Below are 25,151 nucleotides of genomic sequence, written 5' to 3'. Positions count from 1 at the left end.
GGATTAGTTAATTTCAACCTGAAGATATTTTCCATCCTGATTAGGATCTTTGATAAACCAGGCGGGATTACCCTGTTCGTCCTTTCCAAGCTTAGCTCCTTTAACCGGAGGCTGATTTCCATTGATAACGATCGTATGGTTATTGATGAATTCTTTTTTTTTAGTTGCAGCAGGATAAAAATCAGCTTCAATCATGGCATCCATACTTTCTATAAAACATTTTATCACCTGTTCGATGTCAGCATTGGAAGTGGCTTCTGTAATAAAGCAGGGGAACCCATCCAGTATATGAATTCCTTTCTCTCTCATTAAAGTAAACATTAGTTCGCTGTATGGAACCTCTTCGTTAAATTTTACTTTCCATAGAGATCCATAATTTGCAACAAAAAATGGAAGGTTTCTTTTCTCGATTTCCTTGTTCAGACTGGTCGCAATGTAATTTCCTTTTTCATTTAGCTGCTGCTGTAAGGCAGGGCCTTTTTCTTTCATATAGTTCAGAGATGCTTTTGCCGAGGCTAGCGCCAAAGGATGACGTACAAAAGTCCCTGCGAAATAGGTTACCCCAACTTCCGGATACGACTGATCTCCATATTGCCAGGTTCCGCCGTCAAGGGCATCCATAAATTCTTTTTTTCCTGCGATCACGCCGATTGGAATTCCTGCGCCTACTACTTTTCCATAAGAAGCAAGGTCAACTCGGATATCAAACAGCGCCTGTGCACCTCCAGGATGCATTCTGAAACCGGTAATCACTTCATCAAAGATCAATGCTGTGCCTGAAGCAGTGGTAATTTCCCTTACTTTCTTTATAAATTCTATAGGTACAAATTCCGGCCTGCGGCTCTGAACCGGCTCAATAAGTACTGCTGCAATTTCGTGTGCGCGTTCTTTAATGATGGCTAGTGCTTCGTCTGTTCCGTAATCCAGTACCAGAATATTTTGCACTGCCTCAGGCATGATTCCTGCTGCTGCAGGAAAAGATTTTAATTTTTTTGTTCCACGAACCAATACTTCATCGATAATACCATGATAAGAGCCGGTAAATGCGACAATTAAGGAACGTCCGGTTACCGTGCGCGCAATCCTGATGCAGCCAAGAACTGCTTCAGAACCCGTGCTGCATAAAGCTGAGCGGTCAAAACCTGTAAACTCACAAACCAGTTTGCTTACTTCTGCAGCTAATTCATGCTGCGGACCTACTTCATACCCGTTCTCCACCTGATCGTGCATCGCTTTTTTGATCACTTCCGGTTGATAACCCAAGAGGTTGGATCCGAAGCCATTTAAAACGTCTATGTATTCGTTTCCATCAAGGTCCCACATTTTACTGCCACTGGACTTGTTGATCACGATGGGATAAATCAGTTCTTTAGTTTGCGGTCTAAAGCCGGAAACCACACGGGGATCAGCCATAAAAGACCTGCTTTCAGCAGCATAAGTCTTACTCTTTAGGGTTTTAGCCGTATATCGTCGGGTCAGCTCCTGAAGAAAATTCAGTTGTTTCGGATTCAGCGCTGTGGAATGACGCTCTATCTTTGGGGTTGCTCCAAATGGTTTTTGAATCTCTGTTTTTTCCTGAAGGCTCAGCTCCTGATTTTCTGATTGTTCCATGCGGACAGGGGCTGGAACTGCCCGTATAACAGGACTGTTGTCAGCAATCACCAATGGTTGGTTTCCCTGCATTAACATCACCTGCTTCGAAAGAATCTCCAGTTGCTGGGCAATGAGCCCTAATGCGCTGTCATTAACAGGGGAGGCATGGTTTATGCCTATAGAATTGTTCTGTGCTGAAGGTTGCGGCTGGAAATGCGGAGCACTTGCTGCAGTTGTAGCAGCAGCCGGAAGATCTGATGCTGTATTTTGATCTATGTAATCTACTAAAGCATCTATACTAGGATATTCTTCATTTAGTTTTCTAAAGGTAATAGGTAGATTGAATTCTCTCTTCAGGGAAATCGCAACTTGGGTAAGTAAAAGGGAATCCAGTCCGATTTCCAGAAAGTTTCTGTCTGATTGAATGCCACTCATCTCGATGCCTGAGGCATCCTCTAATACTTGTTTGATCTTTGCTGCTAGGTTTTCTTTTCTCATCATAAGAGTATTAATTAATTCTTGCTTGTTTAATACCGGATTTTCGGTCACTGCATCCACCCAGTATTTTTTTCTGTCAAATTGATAGGTAGGTAGGTTAAGGAAAGTCCTTTCCTGTCCCTGATAATAATTATTCCATTCCGGATTTAAGCCATGTAGCCATAGCTGGCCAAGTGCATTTAATATAGAGGAAGTCTCCTTATCCTTATTGCTTAAACTTGGTATTGCCTTAATTTGTTTAGTATGAAGACCGGCAATCTGTTTAACCAGTGTCGAGGTTACTGTTCCTGGGCCAACTTCCAGGAACAATGGAAGCTCATAACTCAAAATGGTTTCAATGGCAGCGCTAAACCGTACTGTTTTTCGTAGATGTCCGGCCCAGTACCCCGGATCTGTAGCCTGTTCAGCTGTCAGAGCATCGCCTGTGACCGTAGATACAATAGCTATTTCAGGCGCATGCAGGCTTATCCCGGAAACCACCTTTCTGAACTCCTCTACAATAGGATCCATCATGGAAGAATGGAAAGCATGGCTGGTAAATAATAATTTGTTGGCAATTTCAGTGGTATCGAGTAGTTTGGCAAATTCATGGACCTGCTCGTCCGGACCTGCAACAACGCAAAGTTTCTGGCTGTTTATTGCCGCAATGGACAGGTCGCCTGTTAGCAATGCGGAAATGGCTTCTGCCTCATGTCTGACTGATAACATGCTTCCGGAAGGCAATTCACTTACCATTGCCCCTCTGATAGCAATCAGTTTCAGGCCATCTTCCAATGAAAATACTCCGGAAAGATGTGCGGCAACATATTCTCCGATGCTATGTCCGCAAAACAGGGTTGGCTGGATTCCCCAGTGCATCCAGAGCTTCGCCAGCGCATATTCTGTTACAAACAATGCCGGTTGTGTATAACGGGTGTCTTTTAATCTTTCAGATGCTGCTTCAGAAGGTTCAGCCGGAAAGATAATATCCCTGATATCCAGTTGAAGATAGGGAATAAGCAACGTAGCACACTGGTCTATCGCTGCTTTATATACAGGTTCAGTCAGGTAAAGTTCTTTTCCCATATTTAAATACTGTGCACCCTGACCAGGAAATGTAAAGACTACTTCCCCAGGTAGCCCCAGGAGCTGGTGTGCTTCAACAGCATTGGGTTTCTCCTCCAAAAGTGACTGCGGTAGCTGAGCTGGATCGTCTGAGACCAGGAACCTCCTGAAACGGAAGTCAGTTCTTGATGTTTGCAGGGTATAAGCGACATCGGCTATGTTTACTGCTTCCCGACTGCTTAGGTCAGCAGAAAGTGCTTTTGCGTATTGGTCCCTGCTATAGGATGAATTGGCAGACCAGGTAATCAGTTCTGCAGACCGGCCGGTAGATGAAGGCTTGGGTTCATTTTCGTAGCCCTCCAGAATCACGTGTACATTTGTTCCTCCAACACCAAATGAGCTGACTCCGGCAATTCTTTTATCGGCATTCCAGTCTGACAAAGAATGGTTCACATAAAAAGGACTGTTGGCAAAATCGATATTCCGGTTAGGGTTTACATAACCAATAGAGGCCGGGATTTTTTTATAATATAAGGACAGACAGGTTTTTATCAGCCCTGTCACACCAGCTGCCTGGGTTAAATGGCCAAAATTGCTCTTAACAGAACCAATTGCGCAGAATTGTTTTTTAGGCTGATCGCCAAATGCGGCTTTTAACCCTTCAAATTCTATCGGATCACCAATTGGGGTTCCTGTTCCATGTGTTTCAATATAACTGATTTCTGAAGCTTCGATTCCTGCATCGTCAATTGCCTGAATGATGGCATCAGATTGACCTTCCGTACTCGGTGCTGTAAAGCTACCTTTGCCGGATCCGTCATTATTGATACCTACACCTTTGATGAGTCCATATATGGTGTCGCCATCTCTTTTGGCATCGTCCAGTCTTTTTAAAAGAACCACACCGGCCCCATCACTAAATACCGTTCCGGTGGCGTCGTCGTCAAAAGGACGACAATGGCCGTCGGCACTCAGCATACTTCCTTCCTGATAAAGATGGCCGCTGTTAATGGGAGAGGTAATGCTTGCACCACCGGCTAATGCGGTATCACATTGACCTGCGCGGAGACTGTTCACGGCTTGCGCAATGGCAAGTAAAGACGTTGAACAGGCCGAATTAACACTAACCGCAGGTCCCTTTAAGTTTAAATGATAAGCTGTTCTAGAAGAAATATAGTCTTTTTCATTCACCGTGAGCACCTGTAATTTTCCCTGGTTTTCAACAAGATCAGGATGAGGCAATACATTGTATTCATAATAGGTGTTACTTCCGCTTCCGGCAAAGACTCCCGTTTTCTGAGTGTCTGTTAAAGTAGCATAACCAGTTTGTTCCAATACTTCCTGTGCAATTTCAAGGAATACCCTTTGCTGAGGGTCCATTAGCTGGGCCAGTTTCGGATTGATACCAAAGAAAACAGGATCGAACTGATCTGCGTTCCTGATAATTCCTCTCGCACTTACATAAGAAGGATCCAGCCTGATGTGAGCTGGTATTCCCGGGTCCAGCTCATCCTGATTAAAGAAGGTGGTGGTTTCTTTACCTTCCCTCAGCAAGTCCCATAAACCAGTGATGGTATCTGCTCCTGGGAACCTACCCGCCATACCAATTACAGCAATATCGGAAGCCTGGTTTTGGCTTGTTCTTTTCCTTGAGCTGAACGCTGCGCCGGATGTGCTTTTATCTAGGAATTTCGCCATTCCGGAAACAGTAGGGAATTGGTACAGTTTCGTAATTGGCAGGTGATAACCCAATCTGTATTTTAATTCTGATACGGTCCTTTGAGCGAGTAAAGAGTTGCCTCCCAGTTCAAAGAAATTATCATCCATTCCTATTTTATCATATTGAAGGATATCGGATAACAAATGTGCAATCTCTTGTTCTGCTTTTGTACCCGGTTTTTTATAAAGAACATTTAAATCCGGTCTTTTAGAATCTGGTTTGGGAAGCGCTTTTTTGTCTATTTTCCCGCTAACGGTTTTCGGTAACTGTTCCATCCGGATGAAATTGGAAGGAACCATATAATCGGGTAGAAGCCTGTTGACCTGGTCGCGGAGGGTTTTGGCATCAAAAGTCTGCTTGTTTCCAACGATATAAGCAATGAGATTCTTCCTGCCAGGCTTGTCCTCTCTTAATATGACAACTGCTTGCTCCACGCTTTCGTGCTGCATTAATGCGACTTCGATTTCTCCAAGCTCAACGCGGTTACCACGTATTTTAATCTGACCGTCTTTCCGGCCAAAAAATTCTATTTCCCCATTGTCCAGGTATTTTCCCAGATCGCCGGTTCTGTAAATTTTCAGGTTGCCCAGAGTGGGGTGCTCCCAGTCTATAAATTTTTCGACCGTTAATTCTTCCTGGTTTAAGTAGCCATTTGCCAGGCATAATCCCGAGATGCACAATTCGCCTTCATTTCCATTTTTCTGCAGCTGCAGCTCTTCATTCAGGATAAATACAGATGAGCCTGCCATCGGACTGCCGATCGTAGGAATTGCAGGCCATTCCTCAGGATTTCCAGATAATTTTAGTGTAGTAACACAAACTGTAGCTTCAGTTGGTCCATAAATATTTAGAAAGCTGCTGTCCGCCAACGCAGAAAAGAAAGCCCTTATGGTAGGTGTAATTTTTAAAAGTTCGCCCCCGGTGGTTACTTCCTTTAAATGCAGGGGGTATTTGTTTTCTGCGGCAGATGCCTCAGTAAGGTATTGCAGGGTAACATATGGAAAGAATGCCTTGTTAATGCGGTTTTCAATCAGAAAGTTCAATAATCTTCCGCCATCCAGGCGGTCGTCGTCCTCAATCAGGTATAGGGTTCCTCCGGTTGTTAGGGGAACGAAGATCTCCTGAAAAGAAGCATCAAAGCTTAAATGACAGAACTGTAATGATCTTGTTCCTACTTTGCTCAGTGAGTTTTCTTTTTGCCAGCTCAAAAAATTGATTAAGCTCTGATGTCCCAGGCATACACCCTTTGGTCTTCCTGTAGAACCCGAAGTATACAGTACGCAACCGTTTAAGCCTTGTTGAAATGGAGTTCCGCTGTTCTGACTTAAAACTTGTTCAGGATTAACAGGCTGAAGGCCCAGATTGGAAAAGAATTCAGATTCCGTATTTAGCGCGATGCATGCTTTAACTCCGGAATCTGATATGATCTGCTGAAGTCTGCTTTCGGGATAAGTAGGATCCAGAGGAAGGTAAGATTTACCTGCTTTCAGGATTGCCAGCAAGGAGATGATCATTTCTATCGACCGGCTTGCGCTGATCCCGATGATTTGCTGATCAGGGCTGAGGTTTAACAGAACCTGTTTTAAATCATTTGATCTGGTCTCTAGCTCGCTATAGCTGATAGCTGATGACCCGAAGACAACGGCTTTAAGATCAGGATATTGCATTGCTGCCTGTTCGAAAAGCTGATGAACCGTAGTTTCTTTGTCTGGGTTTAAAGTGAACTGTTCTGCTGGCATAGTAGAGAGAATTGAATATCTGGCATATCAAAGTCGAGTTGTTAAGTAAACAATGATATCTGAATCATTTATGATGAAAAAATAGGATGAGTTATCAATGGGTTTCTACATATACCTATAGAAACTTTAGCTAACCTATTTCAAATAGCTCTCCTATTTGCGTAGTTTCATTATAATCTAATTATACATTTTTCTAAAATACTAAAATATAAGGGGGGATGATTGGAAAAAAACTGTCTAATAATGAAATGATTGAAACAACTTCTTTTATAATCGGCTTGTTTTTAGTGTTTTAAGGCGTTTTGTTTGCCGGGATCTTGTTTTGCTTTCAAAATTTCAGGTAGTAAAGGAGGGCTGACCTGGCGATTTTTTTTGTGTAAAATAGTTGTTATAACCTAAGCTCAGGAGGTTTAATTTGAAGAGAAAACGGGACAGGTTGTCCGGTATTGAGGTGATATTTGCACAATAAGGGATGTAAAAAAAGCCGCTATAAAAGCAGCTTCTCTCGTTGATCTATTTTTTTTCCGGTGGGGTGGATACGATCTCTCCAAATTCATTTACATAAGCCATCATGCTTTCCAGGTCACCGCCTGTAGAATTCTGCTGACGCTCTTGTTTGCGCTGTTCTTTATCTTCTTTTTTCTTCTGTCTGTTTTTTTCTAGTTGCTTCTTCATGAAGGTAGCCTGAGATTTAGCCATAAATTCAATGTATTAGTTAAAAAATAACTCTCTCCCCTGGTTTTACCTATTCTATAAGCCTGCTTATTTGATTCCATTATAGATCAATTTGGCTAGAATGTAATTTAATTCTCGGGAGGCAACGGATTAGCAACCTGGAGAAATTGAAACCCGATCAAATGGATTGATCAGTAAGTAAGTAGTAAGAGAATAGTTGTAATGATATCCCGTTTCATGCAAATGTAAGCATTTTTAAGTTCATAATCAATTCTGGAGCAGTTTTAAATGAGCAAGGAGCGGAGTTCAGATGTTTAAATACTTTTTAACAGCTTAATCTGAATGAATCTAAATTGTAAAGAGCGCTTTTGCCTAAGGATTCAATCTCTATTTTTGTCAAAAAAAAATATACATGTCAAAAACTAAACTAACGATAAATAATAACGGATCTGTAAAGATTGAAGGTGATTTCGAAATTGTAGATATGCAGGGTAATGAATATGGATTGCAGGGAAGAACTACCCTTTCTATCTGTCGTTGCGGATTGTCTGCAAATAAACCTTTTTGTGATGGGGCTCACCGTGGTCATTTTGAGCACGATGCAATCGCATTTGAACTTCCTCCGAAAAAAGCATAGTTCTGCTTTTTTTAAAGTAAAGCCCCGATGTCTGCTGACATCGGGGCTTTACTTTTATGGAGTTTCAGTTTATTTGCGGAGAGTAAGGATATAAGTGGCCGCAATTTTTGCCTTCATTGTTTTGGTGGTTGGGGTATTTGCCCGAACTACCAGGTTGTATTTCATATTCGCTGTATTGACATAACCCCTTAAGGAATCAGGAGAGATGATTGGAGTCAGGTTGAATTTAGCGAGTAGGGTGTTGCTGCTGTTAGTCACCCTGGCCAGGCTGTCTGTTTTAGCGCCATTGGTCACATTCACTCTTATATTGCCGATATTTGCAAAATTGTTTTTAGCATCAATACTATCTCTTTTGCCATCAGCGGATCGGATAGGCATCAGGTCAATCACCATGCTGTTCAATCTGATGCTTACAATGTTTTCAGGTTCGAAGCGCTCACCCTGAAGATCTGCTATTTCTTTTGCCAGATCCACTTCGGTTTCCAGATCCTTAATGTCGATGTTTGGGTTGTTTAAATCAGGGATAACCGGGATTTCGAAAGAAATGGAATCGGGAGTGATGATGGTGTCCCGCTGAATGCTTTCAGAAACTTTGTTACATGCCGATAAAGCAAGTAGAAGGGAGGCAGCCAAGCAGGGGAATTTCGTTCTCATCATAGGTCTAACTTATTTCCGGCAATTAAAAAAATGCCGTTGTAAAAGTACGTATTAACTGGCAGAATTGTATGCCTGTATTCTGCTGTTTTTAACAGACAATAGAGTGCTGCTTTTTTACAGATATGCTTGTTTTTTATCATTAAATTCTTAGTTTTGATCAACCTCTTTTTTTTATCCTTTTCTACTCAAAAATCATAAAACATTGATAATATTTGGCATAAAACATGGACCATATAATGTTTTGTTGGTTTTTTTAAATTACTGTTTATCAGTGCTGTTAATGTTATTTATATTATCTATTGCTGTCTGTTTGTTGCCTCAGTGCTGTCGGATATGTTGTTGTTTTGGTGTTTTTGGCAGAACAATATTTTGTTTTTGAATTAATATTGCTGTTTTACAGTAATTTACGTTTGTTTTTGTCAACTAGTATTGCTGTCTGTTGTAAGCGGCGGAAAAGTCGGCCCTCATCGTCTTAAATCTTTCCACTACAGTGCTGATAAATGCCTCATCAAGCATTTGAAAAATCTCGTTTGCGCCTCCTCCACTCAGGTCTAATTCAGATAATTTATAACTCTGTTCAAGGGTGCCTTGCTCAAACTTTACGATGTATTTCTGGTTCATATTGAACAGGGTGATTTTGCATTCCGGATGTGGCAGTTCTGCTATTACTCTCATGTCTTTTTTTCTTAATAAAAAACCGTCATTTCAAATGAAGAATGACGGCTTTCAGGTAAATTTTAATGGTTTATAATTTAACGCCCATTTCCTTAATCAGGAAGTCAGCTTTGTCGATTTTTGAGGCTACCCATAGTACATAACGGATATCAACACCTATTGATCTGCTATAGCTTTCATTCCATGCATAGTCGTTTATGGTTGCTCCGTATGCACGGTCAAAGTTCACACCGATCAACTCACCTTTTGCATTCATGATTGGTGAGCCCGAGTTTCCTCCGGTAGTATCCATGTTGTACAGGAAGGATACCGGAACGTCGTTCAGGTCTTTTTTCGCAAAAGGACCGAAGTCTTTGGCATTCCATAAGGTTTTTATCTGGGCAGGATAACTGAATTCAGGGTTTCCATTGGTTCCTTTTTCAAGTATTCCTTTAATGGTGGTGTAGGGTTTCATATAAGAAGCGTCTGCAGGAGAATATCCTCTTACGTAACCATAGGTAAGACGCAAGGTGCTATTGGCGTCGGGAATGAAGTCTTTTTTCTTAAATTTCTCTTTTACATTGACGTAGTCTCCCATTAGCTTGTTAAGTAAGCCTTCTCTACGGTCTTTTTCCGGTTTCAGTTCTGCAATTTGTCTGGCTATGTCTTTTTCGAATAACAGCAATCCATCATTGTAGTCGGCAATGGCTTTTGGGGATTTCAAAAGGGTGTTAAAGACATATGCTTCGTCTTTTAGTTTGCTTAGTCCAAGGGTATGCTCGATAAACTGATCGATCAGGTTATTGCTGTTTGATCCTTTACTATTGATCTTATCTACAGCATTTACCTTCTGGATAGGATTAAATGCAGCGGCATCAGTTAGCATTCTCTTGAATATTTTTCTGTCTACCTCTATCTCATAAGCCTCGTAAGTACTGTTCAAAGATTGTTTAAGGCGATCAATGTTCTGCTCAAAGAAGGTTTGTTTCTGAGCCATGGGTTGTGCATCGAGTGCCATTTTGAAGGCGTTGATGTTTTTTGATATAGATAGCAAACTGGTGGAATTGTAAATTTGAGCAAACCATAAGTCTCTCTGTGCGTCCCCATTAATCAGTTTATATAAATTATCAATATCACTCATTAAACTGCCGTATTTTGCTTTTACATCGACATTGTTGTTGATGAATTCTGCCAAAGCAGCGTCTTCCTCTTTCTTTTGAGAAATAAGATCCATGCCTTTTAGTCCCTGTAGCTTTCCTCTGTAGTTCTTTAATACATTGGCGTTTCTTTTGATTCTGGTTGCCAGTTTGATTTCAGTGGTTTTGCTTTTCTTACCTGCATTTTCCATGGTGGTATTCTGGAAGTCGTACAGATCAGATACATAAGGTAGGACATATTGTTGCTGGTATTTGATGAACTCAGCAGGGCGGTGTCGGAAAGTTTTTCCCGGGTAACCCAAAATGAATACGAAGTCTTCCTCATTGGTCCCATTCGGGTTTACCTTCAGGAATTTTTTCGGTGTATATGGGACATTGTCTTTTGAATATTTTGCAGGAGAGCCATCTTTTGCTACATAAGCGCGCATAAAAGAGAAGTCTCCGGTATGACGTGGCCATACCCAGTTGTCTGTTTCGCCTCCGTACTCACCAATCTGACGATTCGGTACATAGACTAGTCTGACATCCTGTATGGTTTTATAACGGAACAATACATAGGTTTTGCCGATGAACATTTCCGATACTTCGGCTTTAATGCTCGGGTCTTTTTTCTCCGCTTCTGCTGCGATATTTTTCATCGCATCATTGATGAGTTTTAGTCTGGAAGCGGGATCTTCGATTTGAGCTACTGCGCCTAAAATTCTATCAGAAACGTCTTCATAACTGTCAGTAATACGGCAGGTTAATCCTTTTGCTTCAATTTCCTGTTCATGTGATTTGGCGACAAATCCATTGCTAAGGTAGTCGTGCTCAGGGGTGCTGGCAAGCTGTACAGCGCTAAATGCACAGTGGTGATTAGTGATGATAAGTCCCTCGTTGGATATAAATGATCCGGTACATCCGCCTACGTTAACAAGGGCGTCTACCAGGCTGGTACCATTAGGATTGTAGATTTCATTCTGATCTATCTTTAAGCCTGCTTTCTTTAAGTCCAGCTTGTGGATTTCACTTAAAGGAAACATTCCTTCATCCCAGGGTTTGTAGCCCAACTGGAGGATTCCGAGTGCTAATAGTGAAGTAAATAATAAAGTTTTCTTATTCATTTCGATGGTATATTTGATTATAAAACCCCAAACTTAGATAAAATTTTGGCAACATTTAGGGTTGGGCTTTTGTATCTTTGACGGGTAAATACTAATGAAATGCGATATGGCTGAAGATTTAAAGATTGTTACAGACGTCAGTAAGGAGGAGCAGTACCGCTCGTTAATTCCTCAGATTCAGGCATTAATCAGTGGGGAGCCGGATCAGGTCGCAAACCTCGCAAATATCGCTGCAGCGTTAAAAGAACAGTTTAGCTGGTTCTGGGTTGGCTTTTACCTGGTGAAAAATGGAGAATTGGTTTTGGGTCCGTTTCAGGGGCCTGTCGCCTGTACCAGAATTCAAAAAGGAAAAGGCGTTTGCGGTGCTTCCTGGCAACGGGCTGAAACCTTGATTGTGCCTGATGTGGAAGAATTTCCCGGACATATTGCCTGTGCTGCAGCTTCCAGGTCTGAGATCGTACTCCCTTTGTTTAAAGGTGGAGAAGTGATTGGAGTATTAGATGTAGATAGTGAGTATCTTTCTCATTTTAATGAAGTTGATGCTAAGTACTTAAAGGAAATAATTAATTTATTGGATGTCTAAACTACCTTTCTCTTTTTATCAGAATGACGATGTGAATGACCTTGCCGTACAGCTCCTGGGAAAACGCTTGTTTACCCGGATTGATGGGCAGCTTACCGCCGGAATCATTGTGGAAACTGAGGCTTATAAAGGGGTAGAAGATAAGGCCTCTCATGCCTATGGTGGCCGTTATACAGACCGGACAAAAGTAATGTATGAAAATGGTGGTTTGTCTTATGTGTACCTTTGCTATGGAATTCATCACCTGTTCAATGTGGTAACAGCGCCAAAGGAAACTCCACATGCGGTGCTGATCCGGGGGCTGGAACCGCTAACTGGAGTAGATCTGATGATGGAAAGAAGGGGGATGTCTGTTTTGAAGCCCAATATCACGGCGGGTCCCGGTGCGCTGGCTAAGGCGATGGGGATCGACCGGCTACTGAATGCGAAAGATCTGACCGGGGAGGAAATATGGATTGAAGAGGCGGCCTCCGATTGGCAATCAGCTGAGATTGTAGCCGGCCCAAGAATAGGAGTTGATTATGCTGCAGATCATGCGCTGTTGCCCTGGAGGTATTACCTAAAAGGGAATAAGTACGTGAGTAAGCCCAATAGTTAAATCTAGATCTAAAGTTAAACGGGGCAGGTATGTAGATCCCTGCCTTTTTTATATTCGGGTACTTCGAACGGGATTGTGGATAACAAAACGGGTGTCCGGTTTATTTATCTGCCTTTTTTATTGATATTTGAAACAATGAAATTTGAGAACACTTTAGCTTTTGCGAAAAGCCTGGATCAGGCAGATCCGCTTTCAGATAGGAGAAACGATTTCTTGTTTCCGAAACAAAATGGAAAGCCTTTTATTTATCTGTGTGGCAATTCTTTAGGGTTGCAACCTAAAGCAGCACGTGAAGTGTTGGGACAGCAATTGAGCAATTGGGAAAACCTTGCCGTGGAAGGCTGGTTCGAAGGAAACAGCCCATGGATGTTTTACCATAAAGAGCTTAAAGGATTGATGGCGCCCATCGTAGGTGCATCTCCGGCAGAGGTTTGTCCGATGAATACACTGACCGTGAATCTCCATCTTTTGATGGTTAGTTTCTACAAGCCCCAGGGCCGGCGTTTCAAGATTATTATGGAAGCCGGAGCTTTCCCTTCAGATCAGTATGCCATTGAAAGTCAGGTTCGTTTTCATGGCTTTGATCCCAAAGATGCAATTATTGAAGTCACTCCAAAGCCGGGAGCATATACGTTAGAAACAGCAGATATCATCGCAGAGATTGAAGCAAATGGGGAAGAGATTGCATTGGTATTGTTTGGCGGTGTAAATTATTTCACCGGACAATGGTTTGATATGGAAGCCATTACCAAAGCAGGTCATGCCGCGGGTGCAATAGTCGGTTTTGACCTTGCCCATGCAGCTGGAAATGTTCCATTGTGGTTGCACGACTGGAACATAGATTTCGCCTGCTGGTGCTCCTATAAATATCAGAATTCAGGTCCCGGAGGAATCAGTGGAATCTTTGTTCATGAGCGGCATTTCGGTGATACGACACTGAACCGTTTTGCGGGATGGTGGGGATATCAGGAACAGCAGCGGTTTAAAATGGAAAAGGGATTTGTACCTGAAGCGGGTGCCGATGGCTGGCAGGTAAGTTGTACCCAGGTGATGCCTATGGCGCTCTATCATGCATCCCTGTTAACCTTTGAAAAAGCGGGGTTTATTGAGCCCTTAAGAGCTAAAAGTAAAACTTTAACTTCTTACCTTATTTACCTTATAAATGAAGTGAATACTGAGCTTGGAGAAGAGCAATTTAAAGTCATTACGCCTGCAGAGGAAAAGAACCGTGGCGCCCAGGTTTCTATCATTGCAAAACAGAATGGAAAGGAAGTTTTTCAGCAATTGGTAGCACGCCATGTGTTGGGCGACTGGAGGGAGCCTAACGTAATCCGTCTAAGCCCTGTCCCGATGTATAATTCTTTTGAAGATGTATTTCTATGTGCAGATCTGATGCTAAAGATAAGTAAGGAGTTGCGCTCATGATCCACTATAACCCGAAAGACTGGATCACCTTTATCTTTCATTTTGATAAAGCAGATACCTTCAGAAAATTATGGCCATTGATGATTAGTGTAGCCCTCTTTTCAGGGGCCATCGCTTATCTGGAACTAAATTACCTGAAACTTTCAGACAGTTCTTATGTAAAGAATATAGGAATGATGCATAGTCTGTTGGGCTTTGTGATTTCCATGTTGCTGGTTTTCCGTACCAATACCTCATACGACAGGTGGTGGGAAGGCCGAAGGTTGCTGGGTGCACTAACCAATGTAAGCAGAAATTTTGCTATAAAAATCAAGGCCTTGAGAATGGCTAAAGAGGATAATGAATTTTTTGACTATGCCATCCCTAAATATGCGTTTGCTTTAAAAGAGCATTTAAGGGAAAAACAGTACTTTGGAAAGAACAGTTTACTGATCGAAGTTGATGGAGGAAAACACATTCCAAACCAGGTTGCAACGAGTATTTCCACGAGAATTTTTGACCTTCAGGCAAGTGGAAAGATCAGCCAGGAACAATTGATTATACTTAATGCAGATGTTCAGCAGTTTACTGATATCTGCGGTGGTTGTGAGCGGATTAAGCGAACGCCAATTCCTTATTCTTACAGCGCTTTTATTAAGAAATTTCTCTTCATCTATGTGATTACTCTTCCTTTTGGATGGGTGTTTAGTCTGGGGTATTTTGTGGTGCCTATCGTGCCTTTTATCTTGTATGTGCTCGCCAGTTTGGAGTTGATTGCAGAAGAGATTGAAGACCCTTTTGGTTTGGATGCCAATGATCTGCCGGTAGATGAGATCTGTAATAATATAGAAAAACATGTAGGAGAGATCCTGAAATAAATGGTTAAGATTGCCTGGCATAATTTGTTTGCACACCCTTTGCCCAAAGGACATCGCTTTCCGATGATCAAATATGAACTGATCCCGGAGCAACTGCTGTATGAAGGGGTAATTAGCACTTCGAATTTGTTCTCTCCGGAAGAGGTTTTGGAAGAGGTGGTTTTGTTAAGTCATAATCGGGGGTACTGGGAACAACTCAGCGATTTAACACTTCCAGAAAGGGAACAAAGACGAATTGGTTTTCCGTTAACGGCGCAATTGCTGGAAAGGGAAAGGAGAATTGCTCAGGGAACGATTGACGGGGCATTGCATGCTAAAGCAAATGGAATTGCCTTTAACGTAGCAGGAGGAACACATCATGCCGGAAGCAATTGGGGAGAAGGCTTTTGCTTGTTAAACGATCAGGCAATTGCTGCAAATTACCTGCTGCACAATGGACTGTCTTCGAAAATCTTAATTATAGATTTAGATGTTCATCAGGGAAATGGAACGGCAGAAATTTTTTATAAGGAACCCCGGGTATTTACGTTTTCTATGCATGGGGATAAGAATTTTCCCTTCAGAAAGGAAACATCAGACCTGGATATCCCTCTGGAAGAGGGGCTTGCTGATGAACAGTTTTTGGATAAACTGGAAGAAACACTTCCTTTACTTTTAGCACATCAGCCTGACTTTGTATTCTACCTGTCAGGGGTAGACGTACTGGAAAGTGATAAGCTTGGAAAGCTGGCTTTATCAAAAGAGGGTTGTAAAGAGCGGGACAGGAAGGTATTGCAATTTTGTAAATACAACGGCCTACCCGTACAAGTAAGTATGGGTGGGGGCTATTCTCCAAACATTAAGGATATTGTAGATGCACATTGTAATACATTTAAAATCGGTTTAGATATTTTTGAATAATTATGAAGATTGTAATTGCAGAAAAGCCCTCTGTAGGGCGTGAGTTGGCGAAAGTCTTCGGTGCTACGACAAGAAAAGATGGATATATTGAAGGAAACGGGTATTCTTTTACCTGGGCCTTTGGGCATTTACTTCAATTGGCTCCACCACAGGAATATGGTTTTATCGGCTGGAGAAGGCAACATTTGCCGATGCTGCCTAAAAAATTCAAATTGGCGATCCGTAAGATTAAAACGAAAGACGGTTTGGTGGAAGATCCGGGGGTAAGGAAACAACTGGATACCATTAAAATGCTTTTTGATGAGGCTACGGAGATTATAGTGGCTACGGATGCCGGGAGGGAAGGCGAATTGATCTTCCGCTATATTTACTATTTCCTGAAATGTAAAAAGCCTTTTAAGCGGCTGTGGATCTCTTCGCAGACTGATGAAGCAATTAAAGAGGGGTTCAGAAACCTGAAACCGGGTACGGATTACGATACCTTGTTCAACTCTGCACATTGCAGGTCAGAGTCCGACTGGCTGGTTGGAATGAACGCCACCCAGGCTTTGAGCATCTCCGCCGGAAACCGTTCAGTATTGTCGTTGGGAAGGGTGCAAACGCCTACTCTGGCCATGATCTGCTCTCGTTTTCTGGAAATCAAAAACTTTGTTCCGCAAACGTATTATCAGCTGGCCATTCAGCTGGATAAAGACGGGCAGCTGTTTAAAGCAGTTTCTGTAAACAATTTTAACAAAAAGGAAGAAGCTCAGGAGCTATTTGATAAAATTGAGGATGTGGATTCCGGTTTTCCTAATGGTGGTAAAATCATCAGCGTTGAAGCGAAGCCGAGAAAAGAACCGCCCCCGCTATTGCATGATTTAAGTAGTTTACAGCAGGAAGCAAATAAACGTAAGGGATTTACTGCCGATCAGACGCTTAGTCTGTTACAGGGCTTGTATGAGAGTAAGCTGGTTACTTATCCGCGTACTGGCAGCCGTTATATTGGAGATGATGTATTTGCGGGGGTTCCAAATCTGATTGACAAATTAAAAGACCATAAGGATTTTGGTAAACAGGCAGAGTTCCTGACTACGGCAAAGCTGAACAAGAGAAGCGTTAACGCCAAGAAAGTGACGGATCACCATGCAATTCTGCCTACAGGTGAGTCTGCATATCAGCTAAGCGGAGATAAGCAGGCCATTTATGATATGGTGGTAGGTCGTATGCTGGAAGCCTTCCATGAAGAATGTGTGAAAGAGATCACCAAGATATCCATAGAGTCCGGTTCGCTGTTTATCGCGAATGGAACTGTAATCCGGTCCGCAGGATGGAGGTCGGTATTCAATGAAAGTGATGAAGAAAAGAAAGATGAAGAAAACCCTTCTTTACCAAAAGTGAAAAAAGGAGAGGAATTGCCGGTAGTTAATAAAGCCTTTCTGGAAAAACAGACCAAACCTAAACCAATGTATAATGAAGCTTCGCTGCTTAAGGCACTGGAGACCTCAGGTAAAGACATAGAGGATGAAGAACTGCGCTATGCCATGAAAGATAGTGGGCTGGGCACTCCGGCAACAAGGGCTTCGATTATCGAGACCCTGATCAACAGAGAGTATATCCTGCGTGAAAAGAGAAACCTGGTGCCGACTGCAAAAGGACTTGCAGTATACGATGTGGTGAAAGACCAGAAAATTGCTCAGGCGGAACTGACCGGACAATGGGAGAAACGCCTGGAAGAGATCCGTTCGGGTGCTTCAGTGGCTGACTTTAAAGCAGAAATCACGGAGTATACTAAGGCGATTACGCATGAGATGTTGCTGGCAGGGAATGGCCTGGCTGCAAAGCTAAGTCCGACGAAGGAAGAAAAATCTGCAGAAACGCCTGCAGCATCATAAAATTTAATAAAGCGACCTATGTATGTGGTGATAGTTATTGCGGTATTGATCGGGTTTAGTTTATGGACGCTAAACTTACCGGTCTTCGGAAGCTTGCCGGAGCAGCAACGGCTTACAAAAATTAAAACCCTTCAGAATTACGGGCAAGGGGAATTGACGAACCGGTCTTTAACTCCAACCTTGCCGGAGGGGGTCAGTTACTGGGACATCATCCTTGGTATGCTCAAAGGAAATAAAAACGGGAGACCTAAAAAGGCACTTCCTTTTCTGACACCGGATTTTTCCGAGGTTGAGGGCATAAAAGTTACCTGGTTCGGGCATTCTTCTTATCTGTTGCAGGTAGATAGTATGCGGATCCTGGTTGATCCGGTATTCAGTTCAAGAACTTCTCCTTTCTCTTTTATCGGAACAAAGAATTATGAAGGCACAGATTTTGTCAAAGCAGAGGACTTTCCTGCACTGGACCTGATACTGATCAGTCATGACCATTATGATCACCTTGACTATCAGAGTATACTTAAACTGAAAAATAAAACTAGACATTTCATGACCTCTATAGGGGTAGGCGCGCATTTGGAACGCTGGGGAGTTCCTACGGATAAAATAACTGAATTGGCCTGGGGAGAAGAAAAGGAGCTGAACGGATTGAAGTTTCTGGCAAGAACTGCCCGTCATTTTTCGGGAAGGAAGTTTAAACGAAATCAATCGTTATGGTCCGCTTTCATCCTGCAGACTGCTCAACATAAATTATACCTTGGTGGTGATTCCGGTTATGATACCCATTTTAAAGAGGACGGGGAACAATATGGTCCTTTTGATCTTGCCATTCTGGAATGCGGGCAGTACAATGTGCATTGGCCACTCATTCATATGTTTCCGGAACAAACCGTACAGGCAGCTATAGATTTAAAAGCAAAAGTTCTTCTTCCGGTACATTGGGGTAAGTTTACACTGGCCACTCACGATTGGAATGAACCCATTATGAGGGCCGTTAAAAAGGCAGAGGAAGAAGGGGTTCAGCTAACCACACCCATGCTGGGAGAACCTTTGATCTTGGATAAATCCTATCCTTCCTCTAAATGGTTTCTTGATTAGCCCGAGTTGCTCTGATATAGCTTAGCTGTTCGGAAATCAGCTTTGCTTACGTTGGGTTCTAAACGACATTTCTTCAGGATTTCTTTGAAGATACAACCGAGCGCTGAAAGATGCAGTTCAATGTCCGAAGCATATCTTGACGACCTTCATCTTTCCCTTATTTTCTGTATTTTTACGTATTAATTCATGATGTGCGCTGATTTTATTATTTTCTATTGAGGAGTGATAAACAATACCTGAGAAAACCTGTTATTGAAATAAACCTTATGCTCATGAAAACGGATTTTGTAGAAATATTTCAAACCATCAGGGCCGCATTGCAGCCTTATGCAACTTTAGGATTCAGCAATCGCCTGAATAGTGAAACCGCATATGAATTGTGGAGTGATAAAAACGTCGTGATCGAAGGTCGCAAAAGAACAGAAGTATTTTTTGCCAGTGTGGTGATTCAAAAGGGCCATGTCGGTTTTTATTATATGCCGGTTTATGCAGAACCGGATATGAAAGCCGTTTTTGATCCGAAGTTGTTGAAATTGTTAAAGGGAAAATCCTGCTTTCATATCAAACAGCTGGATGAAGAACTCCTGTCAATGATCGAAAGCGCATTGGCAGAGGGATATAAATTATATAAGGAAAAAGGTTGGGTAGCATAACAGCAGACTGGCAATTGAATTTTGTTGCCGCATTACAGGAAAAGGGCATTGCCTTTAAAGAAGGGGAAGATAGACTGGTTTTGCTGGATAAAGGGCAGGTAGCGATCAATATGGTGTCCTTACAAAACAATGTTGATCCTGAAAAACTGATCGATCTTCAAACGGACTGTCAAAAGAAAAACATTTACCTTGTTCATTTATGGGAAGACATCTGGAAAACCAGACGAAATCAGGTGCTGGGTAGGATAGCTTCGATTCTGGGACAGAATAAAACCCTTCATGGGCGTAAAGCAAAGGTGCTGGTGATCAACCAGGCAGAGGCCGATGAGTTCCTGGAAGAAAATCATTTGCAGGCCTCGGCAAAGGCCAGATATAAATTTGCACTGGATATCGATGGGCAGATGGTTGCAGTCGCTTTATTCAGTGGAGGAAGGCCAATGAACAGAATCGCTGCAGATTACCGTTCTTATGAACTGATCCGTTTTGCCAGCTTGATTGGTTATACCGTTACTGGTGGATTCAGTAAATTACTGAAGCACTTTATTAACCTGGTTCAACCGAATGACCTCATGAGCTATGCAGATAAAGACTGGTCGTTGGGAAATGCATATGATTTATCGGGTTTTAAACTGGTAAAGGAATCTCCTGCGGTAGACATCTGGTTAAACAGAAAAGACGATAAAAGAGTTTTTACGCATCGTCTGCCCATACCACTTCAATCCGCAATGAAAGAAATGGCTAAGGAAGAGCAGCAACAATTTCTTCTGGAAAATGATTATATACGGGTTTTTAACACCGGAAATTTAAAATACATATTATACTTTTAAATGGAGCAGCATCCACTACTGGTCATATTAGGCCCTACAGCTTCCGGAAAAACCAAACTTGCAGTAAGGCTTGCTGAGGCTCTTCATGGAGAACTGATCAGTGCCGACAGCAGGCAGGTATTTAGAGGTATGGACATTGGTACTGGAAAAGACCTTAAAGAATATAAGATCAATGGTAAACAAATTCCTTATCATCTGATCAATATCAGGGCAGCAGGAGAAAAATACAATGTCAATGAGTTCAAAGAAGATTTTTATCAGGTCTTTGAAGCACTGACAGTAAAGAAAATTCTACCTGTCCTTTGCGGGGGTACAGGGATGTACGTACACAGCATTTTTCAGGACCATGAGTATACTGCAATCCCGGTGAATGAGCCATTGAGGGAAGAATTAAGGTTGAAAGATATTGCGGATTTAAGGGAGCTTCTGAAAGGTTATCCGGCGGTACTAACGCAGCATGCCGACCTTTCTTCATTTAAGCGATTGATCAGGGCAATAGAGATTGCAGAATATTTAAGTCATCATGAACTGGTCTCGGTAAAAAGGCCTTTAATCAAACCTTTTGTCGTGGGGCTGACTTCTGATGTGAGCTTACGCAGGAAAAGGATTCTCCAGAGAATGGAGCTCAGACTGGAAGAAGGAATGATCGGGGAGGTAGAGACTTTACTCGAAAGTGGAGTGGACCCGGAGGTGCTTACTTTTTATGGTTTAGAGTATAAATTCGTTGTAGCCTATTTATCGGGGACCCTAAGTTATACGGAGTTGAAGGTACAGCTCGGAACTGCAATATGTCAGTTTGCAAAGCGTCAGATGACTTTTTTCAGGAAAATGGAAAAGGATGGAGTCGTTATTCATTGGTTCGACACCGATCAGGACTCTGATCAGCTATTTAGCCAGGTTTTAGGTGCTTATATTCATCGAAAGGGACTCTAAGTATATAAAAAAGCCGATGGCATGCATTTTGTAATGACCTAGGCATGAAAAAGTCTACAACCTTTATAGCCTCGGCAGTAGCTGCAGTGGCTTTATTTTTAAGTACGGATGTTAATGCGCAAAAACTTGGTGTAGGTGTTAATTTAGGTGTACCAACCAGCGATGGTTATAATTTCGCAATTGGCGCCGATGCAAGAATGCAATTTGACGTTTCCAAACAAGTGTCTATTCCGGTAACAACGGGTTATACGCACTTTTTAGGAAAAACAATAAATAATGTAGATATCCCTGATTATGGATATATCCCTGTTAAAGCTGGGGTAAAAGTGTTTTTTGATCAGAGTGGTTCTGGCTTATATGGTCTTGGCGAGATTGGCGCTGCCTTTGGTGTGACAAAAAACTCCGGTACTTCTTTCCTTTATTCTCCTGCAATAGGATATGCATGGAGTAATGGGCTTGACCTTGGTGTGAAGTATGAAGGCTTGCCTAAAGATGGTTTGAACACAGGTCAGGTCGCATTACGTGTAGCTTATGGCTTTAAATTATAGGTCTGTAAAAGACTTAATTACACTAAGCCCCTGATTTTTTCAGGGGCTTTTTTATTTATTTAAATTTAAAATGGTAATTTAACCAAAAAACAGAATATCATAGATCTGTTATTCATAAAAACTAATACACTTATATGAAAAGATACTTCGCTGTAGCAGCAATTATGATTGCTACATCCTGTACAAACACGAATCAAAAAGTGGCTTTAAGTGCAGATAGCACGACCACCGACCAGGCATCTGATACGGCTGCGGTTGTTAGTGTTCAGTTAAAGGACACCAGTGTACAGGCTATTTACAACGGTTACCTCTCTTTAAAGGATGCGCTGGTCAGCTCAAAATTTGAAGAGGCTAAAAAAGCAGCAGCAGCATTAAAAATTAACCTGTCCGGTTATAAAGGATGTGAAAATACTGCTGTTACGGCTGGAAAAATGGTTACAGCTAAAGATCTTGCTGCCCAGAGAAAAGATTTTACCGCTTTAAGTTCCGACTTGATTGCCATGTTTAAACATGCAGATATCGAGAAAGGAGCCATTTACGTTCAACATTGCCCAATGGCAAATAACGGAGACGGGGGCGATTGGCTGGCTTCAGAAAAGAAAATTCAGAATCCATATTATGGAGATGAAATGATGGAGTGCGGCGCTGTTCTTGAAGAACTTAAACCAGCTAAGTAGAATCTCGGATTCTTACTTGGATTTGACTCACATTTAATAATTATTTAACAGCTTTGTTATAGCTGATTAAATGCTAATCAAAAAGGATTAGCTAGTTTTGTTTATTATAAATTTAAGATATATATATGTCAGATATTGCAGAAATTAAGATTGACGGAAAAGTCTATGAATTTCCCGTTATTACAGGTACCGAAGGGGAGAAGTCGATAGATATTTCTAAGCTTAGAGATTTAACAGGTCACATTACATTAGACCTTGGTTACAAAAATACGGGATCAACAAAAAGTGCAATTACCTTTTTAGACGGTGAAAAAGGAATTTTAAAATACCGCGGTTACCCAATCGAAGTGCTTGCAGAAAAATCAACTTTTCTGGAGGTAGCCTACCTGCTTATATATGGCGATTTACCCAAACAAGAACAACTGGATGATTTTCAGGCTTCGATCAGTCGTCATACACTGATTCACGAAGACATGAAGAAGTTTTTGGATGGATATCCTTCTAAATCTCATCCAATGGCGCAACTGGCTTCTTTGGTGTGCTCATTGTCAACATTCTATCCGGAATCTTTAAATGCAAATTCTGATCCGGAGACCATGGACCTGACCATGATCAAACTATTGGCGAAATTCCCAACCATAGTATCTTTCATTTATAAAAAATCTTTAGGTCATCCGCTGATCTATCCAAAAAATAAATACGACTACGTTAGCAATTTCTTAAACATGATCTTCGGTCAGCGTACGGAAGAAGTGGAAATTGATCCGGTAGTAGTAAAAGCAATGAATACTTTACTGATCCTTCATGCTGATCATGAGCAGAACTGTTCTGCTTCAACAGTAAGAATGGTAGGTTCTTCAGACTGTAACCTGTACGCTTCAGTATCTGCAGGAATCGCAGCACTTTGGGGCCCGCTTCATGGTGGTGCAAACCAGGCTGTAATCGAAATGCTGGAGCGCATTAAAGAAGATGGTGGAGATACAGAGAAATGGATCAACAAAGCAAAAGATAAAAACGATCCTTTCCGTATGATGGGTTTTGGTCACCGTGTTTATAAAAACTTTGATCCAAGAGCAAAAATCATCAAGAAAGCTTGTGATGAGATCCTGGAGAAATTAGGCATCAATGATCCTGTTCTGGAAATTGCGAAAAAACTGGAAGAAGCTGCATTAAACGATCCTTACTTCGTAGAACGTAAATTGTACCCTAACGTTGATTTCTACTCAGGAATCATTTACAGGGCTTTAGGCTTCCCTACAGATATGTTTACGGTATTGTTTGCCTTAGGTCGCCTACCGGGATGGATTGCACAATGGAAAGAAATGCATGAGAACAAAGAACCTATCGGTCGCCCACGTCAGGTGTATGTAGGTCATACCAACAGAGATTTTACGGACATCAGCGCCAGATAATCTCTGATAAAACGTCATAAAAAAAGCGATCGGGTAATACTATTTACCCGATCGCTTTTTTATTTCAAGATGTTTTTCTTTTGGTTTATGAAGCGGGGAATTTATTCCCTGAGGATTCTATAAAGATGGCCAATGTGAGCTTGGGCCTGGGCTTATATAAAAAGAGCAGAAAAATATATTTTTCCGCTCTTTTAACAATATTTTATTGGTATTACATGAGTACAACCGATATCAGGATTCCAATAAGAAAAGTGATGGAAACCAAAATGGTATAACCAAACAAAAGGAAGAAGATCTTAAAAACAGTGATCCATCGGCTACTGTTATAAAAGGTTCTTAAAGAACGGTAGATATACCAAACAATGTAAAAGAAACATGCTCCCCGCATAAAACCAGTTGCATTATAAACGAAGCCTGAGAGCCAGCTAAGAAATATCGTAATCAATATACTTAGAAATAATGCCGAATGGAGGTGAAAAGAAAAGATCAGATGTTCGTAATAGTATTTCTTTTTACGGATATATATCAGCTTTAATAGTAATGCGAATAAAGGGAGCAGGAGGAACATCATCTTTGGGAGATTGTGAAGAAAATCCTCCAACACCTTTTTCCCTATATCACCGGGATAATCTTTAAGATCTATATTTTTTTTAGCGATATAATTTTCAATGAAATTGTCCTGCTCTGATTTCGGCAGGCTCTTTTGGTGCTTATCGTAGTCCTCGACTGTCTCAAATTTCCCCCGTAATACACTGTCCAGCTTGAAATATACCGGCTCGGATTCCTGATCCTTCTTACGTGCTTTTGCGTTTTTATTAATGTCACTAATGATGCTGTCTTTCAATGCTCCGGGAACCGGGACGGTCGAAAGACCTTCTTTTAGTCTTGTAAGGCCATCTTTTTGAAGACTGTCTTTTTTTAGTGTTTCTTCCTTTGTTTCCGGAGCAACTTCAACATGTTTTTTTGCTTTGTGACCACCACTAAGGATCACCAGAAAGAAAACAATACTCACAAAAATATATAAACGGATAGGGTGAATAAACTTTACCCTTTTACCGTCCACGTATTGTTGTGTAAGCCATCCCGGTTTTATCAGAAGGGGCTTTATTGTGCCGAAAAACTTCGACTCAAAATGGAAATAATCAGCTGTTGCATGAACGATCATGTGCAAAGCATCTTCTTCAACGATGATGTTTTCCTGTCCGCAATGCGAACAGAAATGATCTTCAACCGTATGGCCGCAGTTTAAACAGTTTTTTTCTTTACGGTATCTACCTGACATATATGGAGAG

The 25,151-nt window shown here is 41.7% G+C and carries 20 protein-coding genes; 14 read left to right on the top strand and 6 right to left on the bottom strand.

Going from position 1 to position 25,151, the window contains the following annotated elements; translation table 11 throughout:
- Positions 1-3: 3 nt before the first annotated feature.
- On the bottom strand, positions 4-6,594 hold the full coding sequence (locus tag BFS30_RS26050) for a type I polyketide synthase (protein ID WP_069381984.1): 6,591 nt from the start codon (positions 6,592-6,594) through the stop codon (positions 4-6).
- Between the two features lie 513 nt (positions 6,595-7,107).
- Complete coding sequence (locus BFS30_RS26045; RefSeq protein ID WP_233602992.1) at positions 7,108-7,269, bottom strand: hypothetical protein; 162 nt, start codon at positions 7,267-7,269, stop codon at positions 7,108-7,110.
- Positions 7,270-7,681: 412 nt separating this feature from the next.
- On the opposite strand from BFS30_RS26045, the gene BFS30_RS26040 reads away from it, so the two are divergent.
- On the top strand, positions 7,682-7,906 hold the full coding sequence (locus tag BFS30_RS26040) for a CDGSH iron-sulfur domain-containing protein (RefSeq protein WP_069381982.1): 225 nt from the start codon (positions 7,682-7,684) through the stop codon (positions 7,904-7,906).
- A 69-nt stretch (positions 7,907-7,975) separates the two neighbouring features.
- On the opposite strand, the gene BFS30_RS26035 is transcribed toward BFS30_RS26040, so the two are convergent.
- From BFS30_RS26035 to BFS30_RS26025, 3 genes are all read right to left on the bottom strand, one after another.
- Positions 7,976-8,563 (bottom strand): hypothetical protein, encoded by a 588-nt coding sequence (locus BFS30_RS26035; protein WP_157263060.1) that lies wholly within the window; start codon positions 8,561-8,563, stop codon positions 7,976-7,978.
- Positions 8,564-8,986: 423 nt separating this feature from the next.
- Complete coding sequence (locus BFS30_RS26030; RefSeq protein WP_069381980.1) at positions 8,987-9,238, bottom strand: hypothetical protein; 252 nt, start codon at positions 9,236-9,238, stop codon at positions 8,987-8,989.
- 70 nt (positions 9,239-9,308) lie between these two features.
- Entirely contained in the window at positions 9,309-11,477 is a 2,169-nt protein-coding gene (locus BFS30_RS26025) for a S46 family peptidase (protein ID WP_069381979.1), read from the bottom strand.
- 106 nt (positions 11,478-11,583) lie between these two features.
- Here BFS30_RS26025 and BFS30_RS26020 point away from each other — a divergent pair, with 106 nt between their 5' ends.
- From BFS30_RS26020 to BFS30_RS25960, 13 genes are all read left to right on the top strand, one after another.
- Positions 11,584-12,060 carry a GAF domain-containing protein gene (locus BFS30_RS26020; protein ID WP_069381978.1) on the top strand — a complete coding sequence of 159 codons (477 nt, stop codon included), beginning with the start codon at positions 11,584-11,586 and terminating at the stop codon, positions 12,058-12,060.
- Positions 12,053-12,658, top strand: coding sequence for a DNA-3-methyladenine glycosylase (locus tag BFS30_RS26015; RefSeq protein WP_069381977.1), 606 nt, complete (start codon positions 12,053-12,055; stop codon positions 12,656-12,658). Before BFS30_RS26020 ends, BFS30_RS26015 begins: the two co-directional genes overlap by 8 nt.
- 135 nt (positions 12,659-12,793) lie before the next feature.
- Positions 12,794-14,083, top strand: coding sequence for a kynureninase (gene kynU / locus BFS30_RS26010; protein WP_069382679.1), 1,290 nt, complete (start codon positions 12,794-12,796; stop codon positions 14,081-14,083).
- Positions 14,080-14,940 carry a bestrophin family protein gene (locus BFS30_RS26005; protein WP_069381976.1) on the top strand — a complete coding sequence of 287 codons (861 nt, stop codon included), beginning with the start codon at positions 14,080-14,082 and terminating at the stop codon, positions 14,938-14,940. Before kynU ends, BFS30_RS26005 begins: the two co-directional genes overlap by 4 nt.
- Complete coding sequence (locus tag BFS30_RS26000) at positions 14,941-15,840, top strand: histone deacetylase (RefSeq protein ID WP_069381975.1); 900 nt, start codon at positions 14,941-14,943, stop codon at positions 15,838-15,840.
- A 2-nt stretch (positions 15,841-15,842) separates the two neighbouring features.
- Positions 15,843-17,714 carry a DNA topoisomerase 3 gene (locus tag BFS30_RS25995; protein WP_069381974.1) on the top strand — a complete coding sequence of 624 codons (1,872 nt, stop codon included), beginning with the start codon at positions 15,843-15,845 and terminating at the stop codon, positions 17,712-17,714.
- Positions 17,715-17,732: 18 nt separating this feature from the next.
- Positions 17,733-18,809, top strand: coding sequence for an MBL fold metallo-hydrolase (locus BFS30_RS25990; protein ID WP_069381973.1), 1,077 nt, complete (start codon positions 17,733-17,735; stop codon positions 18,807-18,809).
- 272 nt (positions 18,810-19,081) lie between these two features.
- Positions 19,082-19,462, top strand: a complete 381-nt coding sequence (locus tag BFS30_RS25985) for a DUF1801 domain-containing protein (protein WP_157263059.1) — start codon at positions 19,082-19,084, stop codon at positions 19,460-19,462.
- On the top strand, positions 19,450-20,289 hold the full coding sequence (locus BFS30_RS25980) for a hypothetical protein (RefSeq protein WP_237028667.1): 840 nt from the start codon (positions 19,450-19,452) through the stop codon (positions 20,287-20,289). Before BFS30_RS25985 ends, BFS30_RS25980 begins: the two co-directional genes overlap by 13 nt.
- Complete coding sequence (gene miaA, locus BFS30_RS25975; RefSeq protein ID WP_069381971.1) at positions 20,290-21,222, top strand: tRNA (adenosine(37)-N6)-dimethylallyltransferase MiaA; 933 nt, start codon at positions 20,290-20,292, stop codon at positions 21,220-21,222.
- 44 nt (positions 21,223-21,266) lie between these two features.
- Entirely contained in the window at positions 21,267-21,770 is a 504-nt protein-coding gene (locus tag BFS30_RS25970; protein WP_069381970.1) for a hypothetical protein, read from the top strand.
- 134 nt (positions 21,771-21,904) lie between these two features.
- Positions 21,905-22,447: a DUF3347 domain-containing protein gene (locus BFS30_RS25965; RefSeq protein ID WP_069381969.1), complete on the top strand. Its 543-nt coding sequence runs from the start codon at positions 21,905-21,907 to the stop codon at positions 22,445-22,447.
- Positions 22,448-22,572: 125 nt separating this feature from the next.
- A complete protein-coding gene (locus tag BFS30_RS25960; protein ID WP_069381968.1) occupies positions 22,573-23,859 on the top strand; it encodes a citrate synthase in 1,287 nt (428 codons plus the stop codon).
- A 211-nt stretch (positions 23,860-24,070) separates the two neighbouring features.
- Here BFS30_RS25960 and BFS30_RS25955 read toward each other — a convergent pair whose 3' ends face one another.
- Positions 24,071-25,141: a DUF3667 domain-containing protein gene (locus BFS30_RS25955; RefSeq protein WP_069381967.1), complete on the bottom strand. Its 1,071-nt coding sequence runs from the start codon at positions 25,139-25,141 to the stop codon at positions 24,071-24,073.
- Positions 25,142-25,151: the final 10 nt, after the last annotated feature.

Origin of the sequence: Pedobacter steynii, from assembly GCF_001721645.1 — a bacterium.
In the GTDB taxonomy this organism is placed as follows: Bacteria; Bacteroidota; Bacteroidia; order Sphingobacteriales; family Sphingobacteriaceae; genus Pedobacter; species Pedobacter steynii_A.
The sequence above is the reverse complement of the archived record's forward strand: the minus strand, read 5'-3'. Positions and strand labels throughout refer to the sequence as shown.